Origin of the sequence: Pseudomonas sp. BF-R-19 (assembly GCF_019956445.1) — a bacterium.
Lineage (GTDB): Bacteria > Pseudomonadota > Gammaproteobacteria > Pseudomonadales > Pseudomonadaceae > Aquipseudomonas > Aquipseudomonas fluorescens_BH.
The window spans coordinates 17,129-40,351 of record NZ_JAHBDN010000040.1; the positions used below are offsets into that span (position 1 = coordinate 17,129).

21 protein-coding genes are annotated in these 23,223 nt (G+C 60.3%); 8 read left to right on the plus strand and 13 right to left on the minus strand.

Annotated features, from left to right (window positions below):
• Positions 1-18 precede the first annotated feature (18 nt).
• The gene (locus KGB28_RS08690; RefSeq protein WP_223444214.1) at positions 19-939 is read right to left on the minus strand and encodes a TauD/TfdA dioxygenase family protein; all 921 of its coding nucleotides are present in this window, start codon (positions 937-939) and stop codon (positions 19-21) included.
• A 183-nt stretch (positions 940-1,122) separates the two neighbouring features.
• Between KGB28_RS08690 and KGB28_RS08695 the strand changes: the two genes are divergently transcribed.
• Positions 1,123-2,043, plus strand: a complete 921-nt coding sequence (locus KGB28_RS08695) for a LysR family transcriptional regulator (RefSeq protein ID WP_223444216.1) — start codon at positions 1,123-1,125, stop codon at positions 2,041-2,043.
• A gap of 105 nt (positions 2,044-2,148) precedes the next feature.
• Here the strand turns inward: KGB28_RS08695 and KGB28_RS08700 are convergent, their stop codons facing one another.
• A complete protein-coding gene (locus tag KGB28_RS08700) occupies positions 2,149-3,162 on the minus strand; it encodes an ABC transporter substrate-binding protein (RefSeq protein ID WP_223444225.1) in 1,014 nt (337 codons plus the stop codon).
• Between the two features lie 399 nt (positions 3,163-3,561).
• On the opposite strand from KGB28_RS08700, the gene KGB28_RS08705 reads away from it, so the two are divergent.
• Genes KGB28_RS08705 through KGB28_RS08715 form a run of 3 tightly spaced genes read left to right on the plus strand, consistent with a single transcriptional unit; the run spans position 3,562 to position 7,598 of the window.
• Positions 3,562-5,160: an ABC transporter permease gene (locus KGB28_RS08705; RefSeq protein WP_223444226.1), complete on the plus strand. Its 1,599-nt coding sequence runs from the start codon at positions 3,562-3,564 to the stop codon at positions 5,158-5,160.
• Positions 5,157-5,972, plus strand: coding sequence for an ABC transporter ATP-binding protein (locus KGB28_RS08710; RefSeq protein WP_223444227.1), 816 nt, complete (start codon positions 5,157-5,159; stop codon positions 5,970-5,972). Before KGB28_RS08705 ends, KGB28_RS08710 begins: the two co-directional genes overlap by 4 nt.
• A 15-nt stretch (positions 5,973-5,987) precedes the next feature.
• Positions 5,988-7,598 (plus strand): arylsulfatase, encoded by a 1,611-nt coding sequence (locus KGB28_RS08715; RefSeq protein ID WP_223444228.1) that lies wholly within the window; start codon positions 5,988-5,990, stop codon positions 7,596-7,598.
• 131 nt (positions 7,599-7,729) lie between these two features.
• Here the strand turns inward: KGB28_RS08715 and KGB28_RS08720 are convergent, their stop codons facing one another.
• A complete protein-coding gene (locus tag KGB28_RS08720) occupies positions 7,730-8,803 on the minus strand; it encodes a fatty acid desaturase (protein ID WP_223444229.1) in 1,074 nt (357 codons plus the stop codon).
• Positions 8,804-8,903: 100 nt separating this feature from the next.
• Here KGB28_RS08720 and KGB28_RS08725 point away from each other — a divergent pair, with 100 nt between their 5' ends.
• Positions 8,904-9,908 carry an AraC family transcriptional regulator gene (locus tag KGB28_RS08725; protein ID WP_223444230.1) on the plus strand — a complete coding sequence of 335 codons (1,005 nt, stop codon included), beginning with the start codon at positions 8,904-8,906 and terminating at the stop codon, positions 9,906-9,908.
• On the opposite strand, the gene KGB28_RS08730 is transcribed toward KGB28_RS08725, so the two are convergent.
• From KGB28_RS08730 to KGB28_RS08740, 3 genes are all read right to left on the minus strand, one after another.
• Entirely contained in the window at positions 9,909-11,141 is a 1,233-nt protein-coding gene (locus KGB28_RS08730; RefSeq protein ID WP_223444233.1) for a type II toxin-antitoxin system HipA family toxin, read from the minus strand. It abuts the gene before it with no gap.
• A complete protein-coding gene (locus KGB28_RS08735) occupies positions 11,134-11,382 on the minus strand; it encodes a helix-turn-helix domain-containing protein (RefSeq protein WP_104450798.1) in 249 nt (82 codons plus the stop codon). Before KGB28_RS08735 ends, KGB28_RS08730 begins: the two co-directional genes overlap by 8 nt.
• A gap of 115 nt (positions 11,383-11,497) precedes the next feature.
• Positions 11,498-12,184, minus strand: coding sequence for a Crp/Fnr family transcriptional regulator (locus KGB28_RS08740; protein WP_223444235.1), 687 nt, complete (start codon positions 12,182-12,184; stop codon positions 11,498-11,500).
• 83 nt (positions 12,185-12,267) lie between these two features.
• On the opposite strand from KGB28_RS08740, the gene KGB28_RS08745 reads away from it, so the two are divergent.
• Positions 12,268-12,792 (plus strand): DUF962 domain-containing protein, encoded by a 525-nt coding sequence (locus KGB28_RS08745; RefSeq protein ID WP_223444236.1) that lies wholly within the window; start codon positions 12,268-12,270, stop codon positions 12,790-12,792.
• Between the two features lie 121 nt (positions 12,793-12,913).
• Here the strand turns inward: KGB28_RS08745 and KGB28_RS08750 are convergent, their stop codons facing one another.
• The 6 genes from KGB28_RS08750 to dibA all read right to left on the minus strand — a co-directional run bounded on the left by KGB28_RS08750 (position 12,914) and on the right by dibA (position 19,232).
• Complete coding sequence (locus KGB28_RS08750) at positions 12,914-13,903, minus strand: sulfate/molybdate ABC transporter ATP-binding protein (RefSeq protein WP_223444238.1); 990 nt, start codon at positions 13,901-13,903, stop codon at positions 12,914-12,916.
• 3 nt (positions 13,904-13,906) lie between these two features.
• Positions 13,907-14,776 carry a sulfate ABC transporter permease subunit CysW gene (gene cysW, locus KGB28_RS08755; RefSeq protein ID WP_007972954.1) on the minus strand — a complete coding sequence of 290 codons (870 nt, stop codon included), beginning with the start codon at positions 14,774-14,776 and terminating at the stop codon, positions 13,907-13,909.
• A 12-nt stretch (positions 14,777-14,788) separates the two neighbouring features.
• Positions 14,789-15,607: a sulfate ABC transporter permease subunit CysT gene (cysT, locus tag KGB28_RS08760; protein ID WP_007972956.1), complete on the minus strand. Its 819-nt coding sequence runs from the start codon at positions 15,605-15,607 to the stop codon at positions 14,789-14,791.
• Between the two features lie 151 nt (positions 15,608-15,758).
• Positions 15,759-16,772 (minus strand): sulfate ABC transporter substrate-binding protein, encoded by a 1,014-nt coding sequence (locus KGB28_RS08765; RefSeq protein ID WP_223444240.1) that lies wholly within the window; start codon positions 16,770-16,772, stop codon positions 15,759-15,761.
• 68 nt (positions 16,773-16,840) lie between these two features.
• On the minus strand, positions 16,841-17,023 hold the full coding sequence (gene oscA / locus KGB28_RS08770) for a sulfur starvation response protein OscA (protein WP_007975618.1): 183 nt from the start codon (positions 17,021-17,023) through the stop codon (positions 16,841-16,843).
• A gap of 289 nt (positions 17,024-17,312) precedes the next feature.
• Positions 17,313-19,232: a phosphodiesterase DibA gene (gene dibA, locus KGB28_RS08775; RefSeq protein WP_223444242.1), complete on the minus strand. Its 1,920-nt coding sequence runs from the start codon at positions 19,230-19,232 to the stop codon at positions 17,313-17,315.
• A 147-nt stretch (positions 19,233-19,379) separates the two neighbouring features.
• Here dibA and desA point away from each other — a divergent pair, with 147 nt between their 5' ends.
• Together desA and KGB28_RS08785 are read left to right on the plus strand one after the other, a co-directional pair.
• A complete protein-coding gene (gene desA, locus KGB28_RS08780; protein ID WP_150726410.1) occupies positions 19,380-20,564 on the plus strand; it encodes a delta-9 fatty acid desaturase DesA in 1,185 nt (394 codons plus the stop codon).
• Positions 20,565-20,780: 216 nt separating this feature from the next.
• Positions 20,781-21,770 (plus strand): GGDEF domain-containing protein, encoded by a 990-nt coding sequence (locus tag KGB28_RS08785; RefSeq protein ID WP_223444243.1) that lies wholly within the window; start codon positions 20,781-20,783, stop codon positions 21,768-21,770.
• Positions 21,771-21,895: 125 nt separating this feature from the next.
• Here the strand turns inward: KGB28_RS08785 and KGB28_RS08790 are convergent, their stop codons facing one another.
• A complete protein-coding gene (locus tag KGB28_RS08790) occupies positions 21,896-23,110 on the minus strand; it encodes a response regulator (RefSeq protein WP_223444245.1) in 1,215 nt (404 codons plus the stop codon).
• Between the last annotated feature and the right edge of the window lie 113 nt (positions 23,111-23,223).

Genomic DNA, 23,223 nt, shown 5'->3' on the forward strand with positions numbered 1-23,223 from the left:
GCTCGCGAAGGCGTCGGCTCAGACGCCGTCGATATCCGGCCCTTTCACCGTCTGGCTGACCTGCCCGTTCACACCCACCGGCACTTCACCCTTGAGCGTCACCCGCCGCACGATGCGGTCCTGGGTCCCGTAGTCATCCACCGCGTAATGCTGGGTGGAGCGGTTGTCCCAGATCGCCACATCACCGGCCTTCCAGCGCCAGCGCACGATGTTTTCCTGGCGGATCACATGGCTCTGCAACAGACCGAACAGGTGTGCCGAATCGGCCTGGGAATAGCCCTTGATGCGTTTAACGAAATGCCCCAGCAACAGGCTCTTCTCACCGCTGAGCGGGTGCACGCGGACCACCGGGTGCTCGGTCTCGTACACGGTCGAGGTGAAGATCTTGCGATAGCGCTCCAGCTTCTCGGCCGAGACGTCAGGCCGGGTGCCGGCGTAGTCGTATTCGTTGCTGTGCACGGCGACAAGTTTGTCGGCCAGCTCACGCAGCTCCGCCGACAACCCGTCGTAGGCGGTGGCGGTGTTGGCCCACAGGGTGTCGCCGCCGAAAGCCGGGGCCACCACCGAGCGCAGGATCGAGGCTTTGGGGTAGGCCTCGACGAAGGTCACGTCGGTGTGCCAGGAGCTGGCTCGCTGGCCCTCGGCGCCGTCCAGTTCCAGCAGAAAACGCGTGCCTTCGCGCACCGGTACGGTCGGGTGTGCAACAGGTTCACCGAGCAGGTGGGCGAACGCCTCCTGACGCTGATCGTCGAGCTGGGTCTGCTCGCGGAAGAAGATCACTTTGTATTGCAGCAGTGCCTGTTGAATAGCTTCAACAGTGGCGGCATCCAGTTCGCCCGAAAGCTGTACACCACGGATTTCGGCACCGATGCGACCGGCCACCGGATGGATTTCAAGCGCGTGAACAGCGGGTTGTACTGCGAAAGCGGCATTGCTCATGGGTAGACCCTCATCAGACTGCTTGCGGTTGAACCGGCCACGAAACACTGCTCTATCTATATTCAATTTGGATCTAATAGATATCTACATGCTTCGTTGACGGAATAAGAGGTTGCATTTAAAACCTCAGTCAACCCTCGTCGCAAATGCCTTCGAGCTATTTTTAGGATGCCGGAAAAGCATATGGATCTTCGCCAGTTGCGTTACTTCATCGCCCTCGACGAACACCGCAGTTTCGTGCGCGCGGCCGAGGCCATGGGCATTACCCAGCCTGCCTTCAGTCGCAGCATTCAGGGGCTCGAACACGAGTTCGGCTGCGTCCTGGTGGACCGTGGCAACAAGGATTTGCGCCCCACCCCCGAAGGCCTGGTGGTGCTGCAACATGCCCGCAGCCTGGTGCAGGGCGCGGCCCTCTTGAATGCCGAAGTGACGCAGATGACCAAGCTCGATGCCGGTGAACTGCGCTTCGGTTGCGGCCCGGCACCGGCGGTGAAACTAGTGCCGGATGCGGTGGCGCATTTCATCAATGCACACCCGAAAGTGCGCACCTGTTTCGAGGTGGATAACTGGGAAAAACTCAGCCGCGCCCTGAGCCGTGAGGAGATCGAATTCTTCATCGCCGACATCCGCCATTTCGAGTCCGACCCGAACTTCCAGACCCAGGCCCTGACACCCAAGCGCGGAGTGTTTTTCTGCCGGCCGGGGCACCCGCTGCTGGCCAAGGAGAGCCTGTCGACCAACGACATGTTCGACTACCCGCTGGCAACCACGATGATCCCGCCGGGCATTCGCAAACTGCTGGCGAACCTCAGTGGACGGGTGGATTTTTCACCGAGCATCGAGACCGAGCATTTTCCGGCGCTGGTGAAAGTGGTGCTGCAATCGAATGCGATTGGCGTGGGGACTGAAGAAGCGTTTGTTGAAGACATTGCCCAGGGTTCGCTGGCGCTGCTGCACTGGCGCAATCTGCCGCAGAACATCGAGAGCATGAATGCACGGTGTGGGATCGTCAGTCGCACCGGGTTCCGGTTGTCGCCGGCGGCGCGGGCGATGATCGAGACGTTGGTGGCGGTGGACAGGCAGCAGATCAGCGTCGCGGTTTAGGGCCTCTTCGCGAGCAAGCCCGCTCCCACAGGGGATCTCCGGTGTTCACACGGTCAGTGTGGGAGCGAGCTTGCTCGCGATGGGGCCAGTGAGCTCACTGAAGATTCAGAGCTTGGCAGCCGCCAACTCCGGCGCCACCCAATCACTGACCTTGAACGACTTGCGAATCAACTTCTGCTGCGAAGCCAGGTCCACCGCATCCTGCAACTTGCCAAGGAACACCGGGTCAAGCGTCGAGGGGAAAACATCGCTCAGCTTCTGATCCTTCAGATCCTGCGTGAGGATCACCGCCGGATAACTCGCCAACCCAGACACCAGCTGAATGTAGGCGTCCTTGTTGCTGTCCTGGGTCAACCACGCCACGGCCTGCTGTTGGGCCTGGAGCAGTTTCGCCACCGCCTCCGGATGCGCATCGACAAACTTCCCGGTCCCTATCAGCACCGCCTGCACACTGCCCGCACCGCCCAGGTCCTTGGTATTGAGCGGCAACTCGGCCAGCCCCTTGGCTTGCAACGCCGTGAGCCCGGAACCGCCCCACGAGGCATCGATCTGCTTCGCCGCCAGCGCCGCGACCGCCGCGTTGAAGTCGAGGTTGATGACTTTCACATCCTTTTCGCTCAACCCCTGGCTGGCCAGCGCCGCATCGAAGGACAACTGGCTGGCGGTGCCACGGAAGATGGCCACGCGTTTGCCCTTGAGGTCCTGCAGGGTCTTGATCCCCGAACCCGGCACCACGCCGAGGTAATGCTTCACCCCCCGCGCAGAGGCGCTGAGCAGTCGCGTATCCAGGCCATTGGACTTGCCGATGATGGCCGCCAGATCGCCGAGGTAGGCCAGGTCAACCTGACCATTGGCGAACGCCTCGTTGATCACCGGGCCTGCGCCCTTGAAAAAGCTCCACTGAATCTTGATGCCTTGATCGGCGAAAGCCTTTTCGAAGATCTGTTGATCGCGCAGCACATCCACGACACCGCCACCACTGTGCTGGGTCCCGGCACTCAGGTCCGGCACGGCGATGCGGATTTCCTTGAGCTCACCAGCGTTGGCCGTGAAAGCCAGAAGGCCCGCCAGGGCCGGTGCGACGAACAGACTGATGACACGTTTGAAGGGAAGGTTCATGGGTGCGGCTCCTTGGGCAACGGGCGTGAGGAACCGAAAGTAGGCCGAAGTGGAACCAACACTTAAATACTATAAATTCACATTTTTAGATCATTTAGATCTATATCAACGCTTCCGGGCCTCTTGGCCAGGTATGCAGGAACGGCATCGAAAATATTCTTCGAATGCATTGGATGCGGCTGAACTGGAGGCCTTAAATGGCCTTGCTTATCTCCCAATAGCATTGATTTTTATTTTTATAGATCAATTTTGCATACGCCTTGAACCCTGTGGGAGCGAGCTTGCTCGCGATGGCGATCGATCAATCGACACATCGCTGCCTGACACACCGCCATCGCGAGCAAGCTCGCTCCCACAAAAAAGCAGGTCTTTATTGCAACCCGACAACGGAGGTCATCCATGGCCCGTGTTTCTCTTCTCAGCCTGCCGCTGGCCGCGCCACCACTGGAAAACCAGCGCCTCTGGCCCAGTCTGAATCGTCAGCTGTTGCCTTGGTTGCTGCCGGTCACTCTGTTCACGCTCTGGTGGCTCGCCAGCCGCAATCACTGGATGAGCGAGCAGATCCTGCCGGCGCCGACCCTGGTCTGGAGCAGCGCACTGGAACTGTCCCAAGGCGAGTTGTGGGGCCATTTGTGGATCAGCTTGCAACGCTTGTTCTGGGGGCTGCTGGCCGGGATCAGCGCTGGTGCAGCTTTGGGTGCGGCGCTGGGTTTCAGTCGTCGACTGGAGCGTCTGGTATTTCCAACCTTCGCCGGGCTGGCGCAGGTCCCTACCCTGGCCTGGATTCCGTTGTTCATGGTGTTTTTCGGCATTGGCGAAGTGCTGAAACTGGTGGTGCTGATCAAGGCCATCGTGGTGCCGGTGACCCTGCATACGCTGGTCGGTGTGCGCGATGCACAACCCAAGCTGCGCGAAGCCGCCGCCGTATTGCGCCTGCCCAGGCACTTGTTGATCCGACGCCTGGTGATGCCTGCCGCGCTGCCGGCATTCATGGCCGGTGTACGTCTCGCGCTGGCCGCCGGCTGGACTTCACTGCTCGCTGTCGAATTGCTCGCTTCCAGCGAAGGCATCGGATACCTGATGGTCTGGGCGCGGCAGCTGTTCATGCTCGACATCGTGTTCGTGTGCATCGTGGTGATCGGCCTGATCGGCGTGGCGATGGACCGCGGCATCGGTCTGCTGGACAGGACACTGGTGCACTGGCCGCACCCGGCCACCGCCGAAATCCGTCGCGGGCCGCGCTATCAAGGTTGGCAGCGCTTGCAACCGTGGCTGCTGCCACTGGCGCTTCTGGCGTTGTGGCAGCTGACCTCGGATCAGCAGTGGATTGACGCGAACATTCTGGTCAGCCCGCTGGCCGTCCTGCAGACCACCCGGGATGGTTTGCTCGACGGCACACTGCTTGCGGGCATGGCCCTGAGCCTGGGCCGAACCCTTGGCGGATTGCTGCTCGGTGGCGGGCTCGGGTTTGCCTTGGGTCTGTTGCTGGGGTTGTCGCGCACCAGTGAACGCGTGCTCGGCCCCACCCTCGCTGCCATCCGCCAGATCGCCATATTCGCCTGGGTGCCACTACTCACCGCGTGGTTCGGTCTTGGGGAATTGGCCAAGTGGGTGTTCGTTGCCCTGGCCGCCTTTTTCCCGCTGTTTATCGCCACCCAGCGCAGCGTCGCCCACCTGTCGCCGCAACTGAACGAGACTGCGCAAGTGTTGCGCCTGAACCTGCGCCAGCGCCTGGGTCGACTGGTACTACCGGGCGCCGCGCCGGGAATATTTGCAGGGCTTCGGCTGAGCCTGATCTACGCCTGGCTCGGCACCATCGGCGCCGAATATTTCATGCCGTCCAACGGCGGCATCGGCAGCCAGATGATCGGCGCCCAGCAACTGCTGCGCATGGACCTGATCATGGCCGGCATGCTGCTGGTGGGCCTGACCGGTGCCCTGCTCAACCTCATTGGCCAACGCCTGGAAATCCGCGCCACTCGCTGGAGACACGCATGAACGCACCGATTGTCAGCTTCAATCACGTGGGCAAAACCTTCGACGTCGACGGCTTCACACTTGAGGCCATTCGCGAATTCAACCTGGACATCGCCGAGGGCGAGTTCGTCGCCATCGTCGGCTCCAGCGGTTGTGGCAAATCCACTTTGCTGCGGCTGCTGGTGGGCCTCGATACGCAGTTTCGCGGGCAGATCAGTGTGGACGGAAAAGCCGTCACCGGCATCGGCGGCGAGCGCGGCATCGTCTTTCAGGAACACCGCTTGTTCCCGTGGCTGAGCGTGGCCGACAACATCGGCCTGGGCCTGGTCAACGAGCCACTCAGCGCTGCGCAAAAGCACAAGCACATTCATGATTTCATCGAACTGGTGGGCCTGGGCGACTTTGCCCGCGCCTATCCGCACCAGCTCTCTGGCGGCATGGCGCAGCGCGTGGCCATCGCTCGTGGCCTGGTGGCCAGCCCACGGATTCTGCTGCTGGACGAGCCCTTCGGCGCCCTCGATGCGCTGACTCGCCAGCAGATGCAGGACGAACTGCTGGCGATCCGCGCCCGGGCAAAAATCACCACCGTGCTGGTCACCCACGATGTCGAGGAAGCGATCTTCCTCGCCGATCGCGTGGTGGTGATGGAGCCGCGTCCGGGGCGGATCAAGCAAGTAGTCGACATTGCCCTGCCCCATCCGCGCCAGCGCAGCAGTTTCGACTTCCACCAGCTACGCGAGGAACTGCTTCACGAACTCACCAGCGACGATCACTACCAGCCCCCCGTGCCGGTGCAGGTCCGCGATCTGCCGTTGTCCTTCATTGCCTACTGAAAAAGGAAATGCTTGATGCCGCAACGTCCCAACTTTCTAGTGATCCTGGCCGATGACCTGGGCTTTTCCGACCTCGGTGCCTTCGGTGGCGAAATCAACACGCCGAACCTCGATGCATTGGCCAACAATGGCCTGCGCCTGACCGATTTCCACACCGCGCCGACCTGCTCGCCGACCCGTTCGATGCTGCTCACCGGCACCGATCACCACATCGCCGGCATCGGCACCATGGCCGAAGCATTGACCCCGGACCTGATCGGTAAACCGGGTTACGAAGGGCATTTGAACGACCGCGTGGTCGCCCTGCCCGAACTGCTGCGCGAGGCCGGTTACCAGACCTTGATGAGCGGCAAATGGCACCTGGGCCTGACCGCTGAACTGGCGCCTCACGCCCGGGGTTTCGAGCGTTCGTTTTCGCTGCTGCCCGGCGCCGCCAATCATTACGGCTTCGAGCCGACCTACGATGAAACGACGCCACGGCTGCTGAAATCCACCCCGGCGCTGTACATCGAAGACGACCAATTCATCGATGAACTGCCCAAGGATTTTTATTCCTCCGATGCCTTTGGCGACAAGCTGCTGCAATACCTCAAAGAGCGCGACCAGACCCGTCCGTTCTTCGCCTACCTGCCGTTTTCCGCGCCGCACTGGCCGTTGCAGGCGCCGGCCGAGGTGGTGGAAAAATACCGCGGGCGCTATGACGCCGGCCCTGAAGTGCTGCGCCTTGAGCGCCTGGAAAAACTCAAAAAACTGGGGCTGATCGAGGCCGATGTCGAGCCCCATCCACTGATCCAGTTGACTGCACAATGGGCTGCTCTGAGCGACGAGCAGCGGCAAATTTCCGCGCGGGCCATGGAGGTCTACGCGGCGATGGTCGAGCGCATGGACTGGAACATCGGGCGCGTTGTCGATTACTTGCGCCAGCAAGGGCAACTGGACAACACCTTCATCCTGTTCATGTCGGATAACGGTGCCGAAGGAGCGCTACTGGAAGCCTTTCCGAAATTCGGCCCGCAGTTGCTGAGCTATCTCAACCAGCATTACGACAACAGCCTGGACAACATTGGCCGCGCCAACTCCTACGTCTGGTACGGGCCGAACTGGGCGCAAGTGGCGACCGCACCATCGAGGTTGTTCAAGGCCTTCACCACCGAAGGCGGGATCCGTGTTCCGGCGCTGGTGCACTACCCGCAGCTGCCGCTCAAGGGCCAGATCAGCCATGGGTTTGGCACGGTGATGGACATCACGCCGACCATTCTGGATCTTGCCGGCGTGCGCCATCCGGGCAAGCAATGGCACGGCAAACCCGTGGCAGAAGTTCGCGGGAAGTCGTGGCTTGGGTTTTTGTCGGGCGAGACGGCGCAAGTACATGACGAGCACACCGTCACCGGGTGGGAGCTGTTCGGACGACGGGCGATTCGGCAGGGGCAATGGAAGGCGGTGTACATCCCGGGACCGGTGGGGCCGGCGACCTGGCAGCTGTATGACCTGGGCAGTGATCCGGGGGAAATTCATGACCTGGCGTCGAGCCAACCGCAGAAGCTTGGTGCATTGATCGAACATTGGCAGCGGTATGTGGATGAGACTGGGGTGATATTGAGTGAGTCGCCGTTTCAGCCGGATTGATTCAACCTGAACCACCGCTATCGCGAGCAAGCTCGCTCCCACAGGGGCCGATGTGATGCAAAGATCGCATTCACACCGACAAACCCTGTGGGAGCGAGCTAGCTCGCGATGGGTCCATCAAACACACCCAATCAAGCCCCGACTATACGCACCTTTTGCGCAGCCACTTCTTCCGCGAGCTCAAACCGGTTGGCCCGCGCAAACGTACCGAAATCATTGAACCGCACACCCATCTCGCGCATCACCTTGTGCCCCACCGGCACGGTCAACTGGCGGATGTAGAACGGTTCCTTCACCACAAAGTGATGGATCCCGTGGCTGCTGCCGAAGTTGAAGCAGAACGCCTGCAACGGCCACAGCCACCACGCGTTCAGCACCTGGCACTGCTGCATCACGTTGCCCGGCTCCACGTCACCGTAGTAGTGCATGTTCGAGCTGATGAAGTGCAGGCAGAACGTGCGCAACACATTCGGGCCGATGATCACCACCGCCGCAATGTCGATCACCTGCATCACCGACAACGTGGTCGCCGACCACTCGATCGGTGCGCCCATCAGATGCGCTAGGCCGTTCGCTGCGTGGAAACCGAGAAATACGTACCACGCGCCCCAATGCACCAGCGCCAGCGGTGCATAGACCTTCAGGGTGCGCTGGACGATGCTGATCTTTTGCGCCCAGGTCTTGGCCCGCAGCATGCGGATGAACGACGACATCATGTTGTCGCCGATCATCAAGAATCGCGCAATGCCCCATGGCTCGCCGTTGGTGATGGCGCGTTCTTCCATATCGGTTTCAGAGCCCGACACCTTGTGGTGATTGAGGTGCAGATGGCGACGAACCCAGGGATTGATAGTGCTCGGCCGCGCCAGCCACACCAACCCCATCATCAGGTTGTGCGGCACCTTCTGCTTGCGAAAGTACATGCTGTGGATCAGGTCGTGTTCCAGCTCATGGGTCAACGAGGCGAAAAATGCGTTGAGCAACAGGCACGCCCACCACGCCATGTGCCCGGTCATATAGAGCGCCGCCGAACCGACCATGCCGGCCAGGGCGAAGGTCAGTATGCCTGCGCCGAGGGCGTCCTGATGCTTGAGAATCGGGTATTGCTCGCGCAGCTCGACGCCTCTGGCCAGCACCACTTGGCGAATATGTGCTGATCGTTGGGCTGCATTCAGTCGCTGGGGACTTGCAGAAGTACCGTCCATGCTTCCATCCTCTGGTTATTGATGGTTGCATCCTGCCTTGCGAAGCCTCGCAACGCGGTAGCCGAGAACGCCAACCTGTTGACCGGAAGCGCCAATCAGCATGACTGAACCGACCTCCCTCGCCAGCTGGACCCGCGCCCTGCGCAAGCAACTCGATGCCCTGGGCATCGACAGCACCGCCCTGTGCCAGCAGGCAGGGCTCGACCCGCAACTGATGGACGACCCGAACGCGCGCTATCCGCTGTCGGGCACCACGCACCTGTGGAATCTGGCTGTGCAGGCCAGCGGCGACCCGGCGATCGGTTTGCGGGTTTCGCGTTTCGTCAGCCCGACCACCTTCCATGCGCTGGGTTATGCGTTGGTGGCCAGCGGCAGCCTGCGGGAAGTGTTCGAGCGCATCGTGCGTTATCACCAGGTGGTCAGCGATGCCCTGGAACTGGAACTGACCCGCGCCGAGGATCGCTACCATTTCCGCCTGAAAATCCCGTCCGGCAACCCGGCCCCGGCCTTTGAAGCCATCGATGCGTTCATGGCGATTTACGTGCGCACCTGCCGCAATCGCCTGGGTCGCGACTACGCGCCGCTGGCGACCTACCTGCGCCGCCCGGAGCCGGCAGACGCGCATCAATGGCATAAAGTCTTTCGCTCGCCCGTACACTTCGGCGCCGACGAGGATCGACTGGAGTTCGCCCTCGTCGACTTCGACAGCCACTTGGACGATGCCAATCCGGAGCTGGCCGAACACAATGAAACCGTGCTCAAGCGCACCCTGGCGCAACTCAAACCGCTGACGTGGGAGCGCAAGGTCCGCGACGCCATTGAAGAACAACTGCCCGAAGGCGAACCCAGCGCCGAACACATCGCCAAGGCCCTGCACCTGAGCTTGCGCAGCCTGCAACGGCACCTGGCCGATGAAGGCTACCGGTTCGACACGCTGCTAAACGAAAGCCGTGAAAATCTGGCGCTGCTGCACTTGCGTGACCCGCAATGTTCATTGAGCGAGATCAGTTATCTGCTCGGGTTTGCCGACACCAGCAGTTTCAGTCGCGCGTTCAAGCGCTGGACGGGGATGACGCCGGGGCAGTTTCGGGATGGGTTGCGCTGATCAGCCTTTGACCAGGCTGCGTGCCATCCCCTCGTTCCACTGCTCCAGCATCGCCTCTCCAACCTCGGCAAAGGCACTGTTTGCCTTTATGTGTTGGCCCATCTCGCCCATCGCCACTGCCATCCCATGGATGACTTGTTGCAGCAATTCGTTGCAGCGTCCCTCGGTCAAATTGCAGGCGGAGCGGCCAAACCGCATCAGCATTTTGTACTTGGGCCACGCCTTCGATCCGCCCAGTAGCAACGCCATGTTATCGGTCTTGATGTAGACCGACGTGGTGATGATGTCGTAGGCAGGTGCCAGGCTGATTGGCGCATCGATACCACAGTCTTCGTACAGAACGCCAAAATTCTTGAGGTGCGCGTCACCATTTTTCAGACCCGATGAAAGCGCGACGATTTTGAAAAACGACTCAAGTGCCTGATTGAGCAAAGGCGGAGAAACAAAGGCCTTGATCTGCTTGGCCGCACCTTCGTACGAACCATCGTATTTGGCTTTCGATGGCCAGGCATTGAGCACGCAGAAGTCCTCGAACCCCAGGTAACCTTTTTCATTCAGGTCGAAGCGTTCAACGATCAAAAACTTGCCGTGCTCACTGAGTTCAAACTTCGGCACCTCAAGACCCGAATGCAACGCCGCCCGCATGCAGAAGTATTCATTGGCAGCGAGTTCCGGGTATTGCTCTGGACGAAAGGCTTTGACCAGATGCGTGGCGCCCCGATGGGACAGCCGATCGATGGTTGACGCGCTATCACGCACCAGTACCTTCGGCTGCACACCGGAAACCCCCGAATACTGGCCATAGGTCTGCAAGAGGTCTTCGAACAGACCTTGCGCGCCATCATGTACAAGAAGGTCCGCCAGGCTGGTTTCAGGTGGCTGGTCGCCCGGACCCCGGGCCTTTGAAATGCCGACTCTTCCGAGCTGGTGCGGGCCGACGATGGCAAGCATAGAAAAATCGTCAAACCCTCGGACGGCCTTGCTGAAGCGACGAGTCAATTCATCGCGCAGGGCTCCCTCAGGCAGATTCATTTCAAAAACCGGTGGGATGCCCGATTCCCACGCGTAACTCTCCAGCCGCACCGGCATGGTCAACGAGACGGCGTTTTGTTCTGACGCGTTTTCGACATAGGCAAACACGGTATCAACAGGAGACTGACCACGGCCAAGGACTCCCACCGCACTGTTGGAAACGCTGATAGCCAGTCGATCCTTTTCCTGCGGCTCATCCATGGAAATCCACCTTTTTCAGGGTGTCCAGCGTCGGCCGCTTCGACTGTCGCGGCACGGCAGTCAGCTCATAACCGAAGCCGTTGAGAATCGCCTCGACCTTGCGCAGACCAATTTCGGAGAGGGTGTTGTTTTCGATGCCAGAGATCGTCGCCCGGCTCATTCCGTACTGCTGTGCCAATGCTTGCTGGGAAAGTTTTCTTTCCTTGCGTAAGGTTCGGATCAGCTTGCCAAGGTTTTCCATTTCATCACCATGCATCGTATACAGTGCATATTTTATCTATTTGACGATTATGCATTGTATTTAGTGCAGATACTGACTGAAGTCCAGCTACATTTTCTGACGCCCATTTCAATCATCAAACCATCGCCAGAACCCGCAATCGCTCGGCATCGAGGATTTCGATTTCACCGTAACTCAGCCCGATGACTCCCTGCCCCTGCAACTCCTTGAGGATCTGGTTGGTGGTCTGGCGCGACAGCGACAACATGGCGGCAAGCTGCTCCTGGGGCAGTTGCAGGACGCGGCGTGGTGGGGTGGTCTCGCCATAGCCTTCGGCGATCATCAGCAAGCGATGCGCCAACCTTGCCGGGGCCGGCAACAGGCTCAGTTGTTCGAGGTTGATGAAGGTCATGCGCAATTTCTGGCTCATCAGCAACGCCAGTTGCCGCCAGTGCTGCGGATGCTCGTCGAGCAGCGCCAGCAAGGTGTTCTGGGGGATGTGCAGCAGCGTGCACTGGCCCACGCCGTAGGCATCGTGGGTGCGTGGCTGGCCATCGAACAGGCAGATTTCGCCGAACCAGTGCGACGGCTCCACCAGGCTCAGCAACGCTTCCTTGCCCTGCTCGCTCACGGCACCGACGCGCACCGCGCCTTCAAGCACCGCGTACAGGCCACAGGGCGGATCGCCACGCTTGAACAGCCGCTGGCCCGGCGACAGGCGCCGCAGCCTGGCCGTCGACAGCAGACTATCCTGTAGGGAAACAGGCAAATGGCTGAACCACTGACCGCTCATCAGGCGTGGACGCCAGACCTGCATATCCATGAAAACTCCTAGAGATTGTCGCCTGGCTGACAGAGCGGGAAGTGGCCCCGGGGCATGATCAATCACCCCACAGGAGAACAACAATGAAAAGCCTCGTCGACCACCTCAGTCAATACGCCGCCTACCACCGTGACCCGCGCAACATCGCCTCGCACTTTATCGGCATTCCGCTGATCGTGGTGGCCGTCGCGGTGTTGCTGTCGCGGCCGGAGTGGTCGCTGGGCGGCGTGTGGATGTCACCGGCGGTGCTCGTCTCACTGGCATCGGCATGGTTTTACCTGCGCCTGGAACTGCGCCTGGGCGTGTTGATGACCGTGTTGCTCGGGCTGTCCGTGTGGGCAGGCCATGCGCTGGCGCAGCAAGGCACGCTGGTCTGGCTGGGCAGCGGCGTGGCGATGTTCGTGATCGGCTGGGCGATCCAGTTTGTCGGCCATCACTACGAAGGGCGCAAACCGGCATTTGTCGATGACGTGACCGGGTTGATTGTCGGGCCGCTGTTCGTGGTGGTCGAGCTGGCGTTCATGCTGGGGATGCGGCATGAGCTCAAAGAGCAGATCGAGGCGCGGGCGGGTGAGGTGCGTCTGCGTCGGAAAAACGCTGCGGCGTAAGACGCCATCGCGAGCAAGCTCGCTCCCACAGTGGATCGGTGTTGAACACAAGACTTGTGGACACCCCAGAACCCTGTGGGAGCGGGCTTGCTCCGGGCGGCGATCCGACGAAGCTTTTGCTTTAGATGTTGGCAACCTTCTGCCAAACCTTCGGCTTGAAGAACAACGTCTCACCCTTCGCCAACCCGATCAGGCTGTCGTGATCCTTGACCACTTCGGCTTCAATCAGATCGCTCTGCCCTTCGACCTTCAACGTCACCCGCGTCGTCGCGCCCAGCGGACGAATATCGCGCACTTCAGCGGCGTGGTGATCTTCCAGCTCATGGCGCGACAGCGACACCTCGTGCGGGCGGAACAACACGTGCTTATCTTCGCCCAGATGCAGACGGTTCGAATCACCGAGGAAGTGATAGACGAAATCGCTGGCCGGGTTTTCGTAAACGTCACCCGGTGAACCGATCTGCTCGATCACACCCTTGTTCATCACCACGATGCGGTCGGCGACTTCCATCGCTTCTTCCTGGTCGTGGGTCACGAACACCGAGGTCAGGTTGATGTCTTCGTGCAAACGCGCCAGCCAGCGACGCAGCTCTTTACGGACCTTGGCGTCGAGGGCACCGAAGGGTTCGTCGAGCAGCAGCACTTTCGGCTCCACCGCCAGCGCTCGGGCCAGGGCAATGCGCTGGCGCTGACCGCCGGAGAGTTGCTCCGGGTAGCGATCCGACAACCAGTCCAGTTGCACCATGTTCAACAGTTCGTGAACCTTGGTTGCGATCTGGCTTTCGCTCGGGCGCTGGTTTTTCGGCTTCATGCGCAGGCCGAACGCGACGTTGTCGAACACCGTCATGTGGCGGAACAAGGCGTAGTGCTGGAACACGAAACCGACGTTGCGATCACGCACGTCGTGGCCGGAAACGTCTTCACCGTGGAACACGATGTTGCCCCGGTCCGGGGTCTCCAGGCCGGCGATGATCCGCAGCAATGTGGTCTTGCCGCAACCGGACGGACCGAGCAACGCGACGAGTTCGCCGCTCTGGATGTCCAGGCTGATGTTGTCCAGCGCCTTGAAGGCATGGAAGTTCTTGCTGACGTTACGCACTTCGATCGACATGAATTATTCCTCCGCGGCGCTGGCGCGCAGGCGGTTAATACGGTTTTCGCTCCACTGCTTGAGCAGCAGGATGAAGAGCGCCAGGATCAGCAACAGGCTCGCCACGGCGAACGCGGCCACGTGGTTGTATTCGTTGTAGAGGATCTCGACGTGCAACGGCAGGGTGTTGGTCACCCCGCGAATGTGCCCGGACACCACCGATACCGCACCGAATTCACCCATGGCCCGCGCGGTACACAACACCACGCCGTAGATCAGGCCCCATTTGATGTTGGGCACGGTGACGTGCCAGAACATCTGCCAGCCGTTGGCCCCAAGCAGGCGCGCGGCTTCCTCTTCCTGGGTGCCTTGTTCCTGCATCAGCGGGATCAGTTCCCGCGCCACGAACGGCACGGTGACGAAAATCGTCGCCAGCACAATGCCCGGCAGGGCGAAGACGATCTGGATGTCGTGATCCTGCAACCACGGCCCGAACAAGCCCTGGGCGCCGAACATCAGCACATAGACCAGACCCGCGATCACCGGCGACACCGAGAACGGCAGGTCGATCAGGGTCACCAGCATGCTCTTGCCGCGGAACGAGTACTTGCTCACGCACCAGGCGGCGCTGACGCCGAACACCAGGTTCAGCGGCACCGAAATCAGCACGGCGATGACCGTGAGCTTCAGCGCCGACAGCGCGTCCGGCTCAAAGATCGCGGTGAAAAACGCCCCGAGGCCGAGCTTCAGGCCCTGGGACACCACGATGAACAGCGGCAGCAACAGGAACAGCGCAAAAATCAGCCAGCCAAGGCCGATCAGGATTCGCCGCGAAGTCGCACTGCCACGGCGGGCAGCGTTCGAGGAAGCGGCAGCAATAGACGATTGGGACATGGGTGCGCCTCCTTATGGGGTTTCGATGCGCCGCTGCAACAAGTTGATCAGCAGCAACAGGACGAAGGAAACCACCAGCATCAGTACACCAATGGAGGTAGCGCCGGTGTAATCGTATTGGTCGAGCTTGACCATGATCAGCAGCGGCAGAATCTCGGTTTTCATCGGCATGTTGCCGGCGATGAAAATCACCGAACCGTACTCGCCGACCCCGCGGGCAAAGGCCAAAGCGAAACCGGTCAGCCATGCCGGAAGCAGTGCCGGCAACAGGATATGACGGAAAACCTGCAAGGGTTTTGCACCCAGGCACGCTGCCGCTTCTTCCACTTCACGGGGAATATCCGCCAATACTGGCTGTACGGTACGTACTACGAATGGAAGTGTCACGAAAGTGAGGGCAAGGGTGATGCCCAGGGGGGTGTAGGCGATCTTGAAACCCAGATCCGCTGCAAACTGACCCACCAGACCGGTAGGGGTGTACAACGCTGTCAGTGCAATACCAGCCACCGCCGTGGGCAATGCGAACGGCAAGTCGATCATTGCATCGATCACTTTTCGTCCAGGGAAGGTATAGCGCACTAATACCCAGGCCAACAGCGTGCCGATGATGCCGTTGATGATCGCGGCACACAGGGCGGTGCCGAAGCTGAGCTTCAACGCCGCCAGCACCCGTGGCGCCGAGATGATTGCCCAGAACTGATCCCAGGTGAGTTGAGCGGCATGCACGAACATCGCCGCCAGTGGTATGAGCACAATCAGGCTGAGGTACACCAAGGTGTAGCCCAGCGTCAGCCCGAAGCCGGGTATGACGGGGGAGATACGACGCGACATAAAAGTCCTTGGTTAAAAAGCGATCAACTAAACCCATCCTTGTGGGAGCGGGCTTGCTCGCGAAGAGGGAGCATCAGTCAACATTGATGTCGTCTGACACACCGCCTTCGCGAGCAAGCCCGCTCCCACATGTCATGCAGCTTAAGCCAGGTTATTGCGCCTGGTAGATCTGGTCGAACACGCCCCCGTCATTGAAGAATTTCGGCTGTGCGGTTTTCCAGCCGCCGAAGTCCTTGTCGATGCTTACCAGTTCCAGTTTCGGGAACTGCTGGGCGTACTTGGCGGCCACGTCCTTGTCACGTGGACGATAGAAGTTCTTCGCTGCGATTTCCTGGCCGGCCGGGCTGTACAGGTGCTTGAGGTAGGCCTCGGCGATCTGCGCGTTGCCCTTTTTCTCGGCGTTCTTGTCGACTACCGCAACCGGTGGCTCGGCGAGAATCGACAGCGAAGGCACGACGATGTCGAACTTGTCGGCGCCGCCCTCTTCTTTCAGGGCCAGGAAGGCTTCGTTTTCCCAGGCCAGCAATACGTCGCCCTGACCATTGTTGACGAAGGTAATGGTCGAGCCGCGAGCGCCGGTGTCCAGCACTGGCACGTGCTTGAACAGGGTTTGTACGTACTCCTTGGCCTTGGCTTCGTCGCCGCCGTTGGCTTTCAGGCCATAGGCCCACGCCGCGAGGAAGTTCCAGCGTGCACCGCCGGAGGTTTTCGGGTTCGGCGTGATCACCGAGACGTCATTCTTGACGAGGTCGCCCCAGTCCTTGATGCCTTTAGGGTTGCCCTTGCGCACCAGGAACACGATGGTCGAGGTGTAAGGCGTGCTCGCTTCCGGCAAGCGTTTTTGCCAATCGGCCGGCAGGGTTTTGCCGAGCTTGGCGATTTCGTCGATGTCACCGGCCAGGGCCAGGGTCACGACGTCGGCACGCAGGCCATCGATCACCGCCCGGCCTTGCTTGCCCGAACCGCCGTGGGATTGCTGGACCTTCACGGTGTCGCCCGCGTGCTCCTTCTGCCAGAACTTGATGAACTCGGCGTTGTAGTCCTGGTACAGCTCGCGGGTCGGGTCGTACGACACGTTGAGCAGTTCGTAGTCCTTGGCAACGGCGGAACCGGCAAAAAGGGCGCTGGCCAGGGCGGCCAAAGCGAAATGACGAATCGACGACATGGTGAAAGCTCCTGGAATTCTTGGTTTGTTGGCTTTTTCTTATGGGATATCGCGTTGCCTGATTCGCCTCAGCCCGGCTTGTTGCCCGGCTGCTGCAAACGGAATTTTTCCTTGCGCTCGATCTGCACCACCTGGGCGTTGTGCACGGTGATTTCCACGGCACCAAAGCGCAGATCGCGCAGGGCACTCTGGATTTCACGCAGGATGGTGGCTTCGTCTTGACCGTCGACGCTACGCAGGGATGCGCTCATATTGCTGCTCCTTCAACTGAGAGGTTGCCTCGCAGTGTCGGCACTGCTTGCGGCTTGAGAGCAATACTAGAGAGACTCAGATATTCTTAAAAAGACTATTTAAGAATGTTTATATAACCATAAGAGATTAACTGGAGGGACAAGGGTTTGAGGTGAATCACCGTGTTTCCAGCACGCCAAAAACCCTGTGGGAGCGAGCCTGCTCGCGATGAGGGAGTGTCAGTCGCCAGAAATATCGACTGATATGCCGCTATCGCGAGCAGGCTCGCTCCCACAGGGGTTTTGTAAATCAGGCGATCACCGGCGCATGATTCCAATCCAGCTGCGACGCCGGCACTGGCCGCCCGAACCAGTAACCCTGCCCCAGATCACACCCCTGTTTGAGTAGGAAAGCAGCCTGCTCAACCTGCTCGATCCCCTCGGCATGCACCTGCATGCCCATGCTCTGGGCCAGAGCGATGATCACCCGTGAAATCGCCGCATCGTCCTCATCCCACGGCAATCCGGCGACGAAGCCCTGGTCGATTTTCAACTTTTGCACCGGCAGGCGCTTGAGCCGCAACAGCGATGAGTAACCCGTACCGAAGTCGTCGATGGTCAGGCGCACACCCAGCTCGCGCAGGCGATGCATTTGTTCCAGTGCGACTTCCGGGTCCTCCATCACCGCGCTTTCGGTGACTTCCAGCTCCAGAAACGCCGGCTCCAGCCCGGTTTCGCGCAGGACCTGCGCCACCTGCTGATACAGCTCTCGACGGGCGAACAGACGCGAAGACACGTTGACCGCGACGAACGACAGCACCACCCCGCCCTGCTGCCACTGGCACATCTGCCGGCACGCCTGCGCCATGACCCAGGCATCGATTTCAGCAATCAGGCCGGTTCGTTCGGCGACCGGAATGAATTCCGCTGGCGACACCAGCCCCCGCTGCGGGTGCTGCCAACGCACCAGCGCCTCGACGCCGATCAGGCGGCTGGTCTTGAGGTCGTGAACCGGCTGGTAATGGACCCGCAGCTCTTGCCGGTCCAGGGCACGGCGCAATTCGAAGGCGATCTCCACCCGTTGCTGGGCGTGGGCCGTCAGCTCTTCGGTGTACAGGGCATAATCATTGCGCCCCGTGCTCTTGGCCTTGAACAGTGCAGAGTCGGCATTGCGCAGCAGTTGCTCGACGCTCAAGGCATCGCTGGGGAACAGGCTGATGCCGATGCTGGTGTTGATGAACAACTGATGGTCATCGATAGAGAATGGTGCTTTGAGGCCGTCGATGATCCGCTGAGCCAACGCAGCGGCCTGAACCAGTTGCGGACAGCTTTCGGCGAGCACGGCGAATTCATCTCCGCCCAGCCTGGCCAGGGTGAAGCCAGGACCGAACATGGCGCCCAGGCGCTCGGCCACAGCCTTGAGCAACTGATCACCGATGGTATGCCCGAGGCTGTCGTTGATCATCTTGAAGTGATCGAGATCGATCATCAGCAGCGCGCAGCCACGTTTGTGCACCTGTGCCGAGGCCAGGGCCTGTTCGGCGCGATCGGTGAACAGCAGGCGGTTCGGCAGGTCGGTCAGCGGATCGTGGTGCGCCAGGTGCATCAGCTCGTGTTCGGAGTTCTTGATTGCACTGATGTCGGAAAACACCGCCACATATTGACTCGGCTGGCCGTAGTCGTCGTGGATCAGGCGGATCGTTTGCCATTGCGGGTAAATCTCGCCGCTTTTGCGCCGGTTCCAGATTTCCCCACTCCACTCCCCGACACTGGCGAGCGCGGCAAACATCACCTGATAGAACTCAGGAGAATGTCGCCCGGACTTGAACAGATTGGGCCGCTGCCCCAGCACGTCCTCACCCCCGTAACCGGTGATTTCCATAAAGGCCCGGTTCACATGGACGATCACGCCTTCCCGACTGGTGACCAGCACGCCTTCGCGGGTGCAGTCGAACACGGCTGCTGCCTGGCGCAAGCGCATGCGGTCGGCGTCGCGCTCACGCAGCTTGGCGCCGATACCCAGACACCGCAGCAGCCGCGCCCGGGCAATGAAGATCAACCCGGCGCTGAACAGCACCCAAACATAACCGTTGATCAGTTGCCATCGCAGTCGCTCGGCAGAGCTATCGAAGAAACTGTTTAATAAATGGTCACTGATCTGCAGCCAAACCACAGAAAGCAACAGATAGAGCAGCGCTGCGCGCAAGGCATCGCGATAGGTGGCAGACATCCGGCGATCCATGTCCCTACAAAAAGGTTGGAATGATGGTTTAAAGACACATCCAGCCACTCTTATCTGAAAGGGCGACTGGTTTTCTGTGTGGGCTTAGTGATAATGCAACGGCTGTTTTTTTCTTTATCGAGGGCCCTACAGCCTATGTGGTACGAAGGTTTTCTTGGCTTGTCGCCCTGGTCGCTGGTAGCAGTCACCCTGCTGATGACCCACGTCACGATCATCGCCGTCACGGTCTATCTGCATCGTTACTCGGCCCATCGCTCCCTGGAGCTGAATGGGGGCCTTAAACATTTCTTCCGTTTCTGGCTGTGGCTGACCACGGCGCAGAACACCCGCGAGTGGACCGCCATCCACCGCAAGCATCACGCCAAATGCGAAACCGTCGATGATCCGCACAGCCCGGTCATCAAGGGTTTGTCAACGGTGCTGCGCAAAGGCGCCGAGTTGTACCGCGCCGAAGCGGAAAACCCCGAGACGCTGCGCATCTACGGCAAGAACTGCCCCGAAGACTGGATCGAGCGCAACCTCTATAGCCGCTACCCGCTGCTGGGCATCGCGATCATGGGCGTTATCGACCTGCTGCTGTTCGGCACCATCGGCATCACCATCTGGGCCATCCAGATGATGTGGATCCCGGTGTGGGCCGCCGGCGTGGTCAATGGCCTGGGCCATGCCATCGGCTACCGCAACTTCGAATGCCGCGATGCGGCGACCAACCTGGTGCCGTGGGGCATCCTGATTGGCGGCGAAGAACTGCATAACAACCATCACACCTACCCTAACTCGGCAAAACTGTCGGTGAAGAAGTGGGAATTCGACCTGGGCTGGGCGTGGATTCAAGTCTTCAGCTTCCTGCGCCTGGCCAAGGTCCAGCGGGTTGCGCCGATTGCCCATCGCGTCGAAGGCAAGGGCAACCTGGACATGGACACCGCCATGGCGATCCTCAACAACCGCTTCCAGATCATGGCCCAGTACCGCAAATTGGTGATCGGCCCGCTGGTCAAGCAAGAGCTGGAAAAGGTCGATCACTCGGTACGTCACCAGTTCCACCGGGCCAAACGCCTGCTTTCGCGGGAGACCAGCCTGCTGGACGACAAACACCACGTACGCATCCAGAACATGCTCGAACACAGTCAGGCGCTGAAGGTAATTTACGAGAAACGCCTGGCCCTGCAGCAGATCTGGGTCAAGACCAGCTCAAATGGCCACGACATGCTCGCGGCCATCAAGGACTGGGTACACGAAGCCGAAGCCAGCGGGATTCAGTCCCTGCGCGACTTCGCCGGTCAGCTGAAGACCTACTCCCTGCGTCCTGCCGCTGTCTGAAAAAAACCTGTGGGAGCGGGCTTGCTCGCTCCCACATTGGTTATGCGGCGTGACTGCAATATCGCGCCATCAGTACCGCCCGGCGGGAGCCAGCTCCCTCGCCACAAAAGGCGGGAACTTCATCTGAAAAGCCCTATCTCAAAGACACTTCGCCATCCCCGGCGGGCTTGATGTTGGCCGCGATCGCGCGCGGCATGCCCTTTGAGATTTTTGTCGATGGCCGAAAAAAACCTGCAAGACTCATCTCCGCCCCATTGGCCCGAGGCCGCGCAGACCCTGATGGCGCTGATGCACGCCCAAAGTGAAGTCGCACGCCTGAGCAAACGCGAACAGTTGCTCAACACCTTGCTGATGAGCGTCAACGCGGTGCTGTGGGCATTCGATTGGGAAACCCGCCAGGTGCTTTACGTCAGCCCCGCCTACGAACGGATCTTTGGCCGTTCGGCCGATCTACTGCTGGCCGACTGCAACCAATGGCGCGACAGCATTTACCCTGACGACCTGGACTACGCCGAACGCAGCCTGGCCGAAGTGCTGGACAAAGGCGCCGTCGAAGACCGCGAGTATCGAATCATTGCCGCCGATGGCCAAGTGCGCTGGCTCAGCGACAAATGCTACATCGACCGCCAGGCCGAACCGGGGCAACCGGTGATTATCGTCGGCATCGCCGAAGACATCACTGACAAGAAGCAGATGGAAAGCGAGCTGCATCGCTTGGCCACCACCGACGCGCTGACCCAGAGCAGCAATCGCCGGCATTTCTTCGAATGCGCTCACCGCGCGTTCGAACACGCCCGACAACAGGGCGAGCCGCTGTCGTTCCTGATGCTGGACATCGATAACTTCAAAATCATCAACGACACCTATGGTCACCAGGAAGGCGACAACGTGTTGCAACGCATCGCCGATAGCGGCCGCGCAGCGTTGCGCCGTGGCGACCTGTTCGGGCGCATTGGCGGTGAGGAGTTCGCAGCGGTGTTTCCCGGCTGTATGCCGCAGATGGCCCTGCAAGTGGCTGAACGCTTGCAACAGCAGATTCAGCGATTGCGCTTTACCCATGAAGGCCGGACGTTCGGCATCACCGTCAGCCAGGGCCTGACCAGCCTGAGCGCCGCGGACGAAAACGTGGAAAACCTGTTTTCCCGCGCGGATGCCGCGATGTATCAGGCCAAGCGCGAGGGCAAGAACCGGATTGTTACTGCCTGACAGGAACACCATAGAACCCTGTGGGAGCGAGCTTGCTCGCGATGGCGGCGGCTCATTCAACATCAATGTTGGCAGACAGTCCGCTATCGCGAGCAAGCTCGCTCCCACAGGGTTGAGTGGTGGCTTTACTTCCTGCGCAAACGCATCAACTCCGGCAAGCCGATCTTGAGCAACCGCGCCGTCCGGCTCTTCGCCAGCACCTCAATGCCCTCATGCTCGGTCAGGCGCGCCATTTGCGCCGCCATGTTCATCACCAGCGCTTCGCGGGAGTAAACCCCGCCACCGAGCTGGTAGGCCGCCGCAATCAGCTCCCGTAACTCCAGCGGCAGGCGCCAGCGCGTGCGCAGGGCCGAACCATAGGCCGCGCCAAATTCAACCAGCGCTTCGCCCACGTCCTCCTGCTCGTCCAGTTCGCCACCGGCCTGTTTCCATTCCTGCAAACAGCGCAGCAACGCCAGATCGCCAAGACGATGCAACATGCCAGCGCAATAGCAGCGCTCCTGATCCAGATCGAGCAAGCGCGCCAGGGTTCGCGCGTATTCGGCGGTGTGCAGCGACAGATCCCAGTATCGCTCGGCATAGTCGGCCAATTGCGGATCGCTGAGCCGGGCACTGCGCTTGAGCGCCAGCCCGAGAATCAGGTTCATGCTCTGCCCGGTGCCCAGGCGATGCAGCGCCTGGGACAGGGTTTGCACAGCGGCGCCGTGGTGCTGGGCCGCGCTGTTGGCAGCGGCGATCAGCACGGCCGTGACCTGCGGATCGGTGCGGATTTCACCTTCCAGCACCGTCAGGTCGAGGCCATTGGGATTGAGGCTGCGTTTGACCGCCACTTGCACGTCGGTCATCAGCGGCGCGCCGTCGGCCAATTCCCGTCGACGCTCCAGAAACACCGACAACGTCATGCCCGGTGCCAGCGACGGCACTTCGCACGCGACTTCTTCGCCAGCGTTCAACAGTAACCCCTGCAATCGATGGGTCAGGCTTTGCATATTCAGGGGTTTGGTCAGGTAGGCAGCCGGTACCAGCGGCAAGGCCTCGCGCACGCTGGCACTGTCGTTGCGACTGCTCATGAGGATGAAGGGCAGCGGCGGGTTGCGTTTGCGCTGACGGACATTGCGCAGGACATTCAGGCCATCGACGCCCGGCAACTCCCAGTCGGCGATCACCAGGTCATAGGGGTTGGCGGCCAATAGCTCCAGCGCTTGCTGGCCATCTGCGCACAAATCCAGCCGTGCATCGCAGCGTACGTTCAACAACACTTCCTTGAGCAAATCCCGGGACCAGGGGTCGGCCTCGGCGATCAGGACTCTTGGAACGGCGGGTAAAATGACAGTTGTCATACAGCTCTCCCTGGCAATGCAGGAACCTTAGCCAATGCTGGCCATTCGATACAGTGCTAATGCGCGGGATGCGTTTCAAGGGGCATGAAAAAACCCGCCGAAGCGGGTTTTTT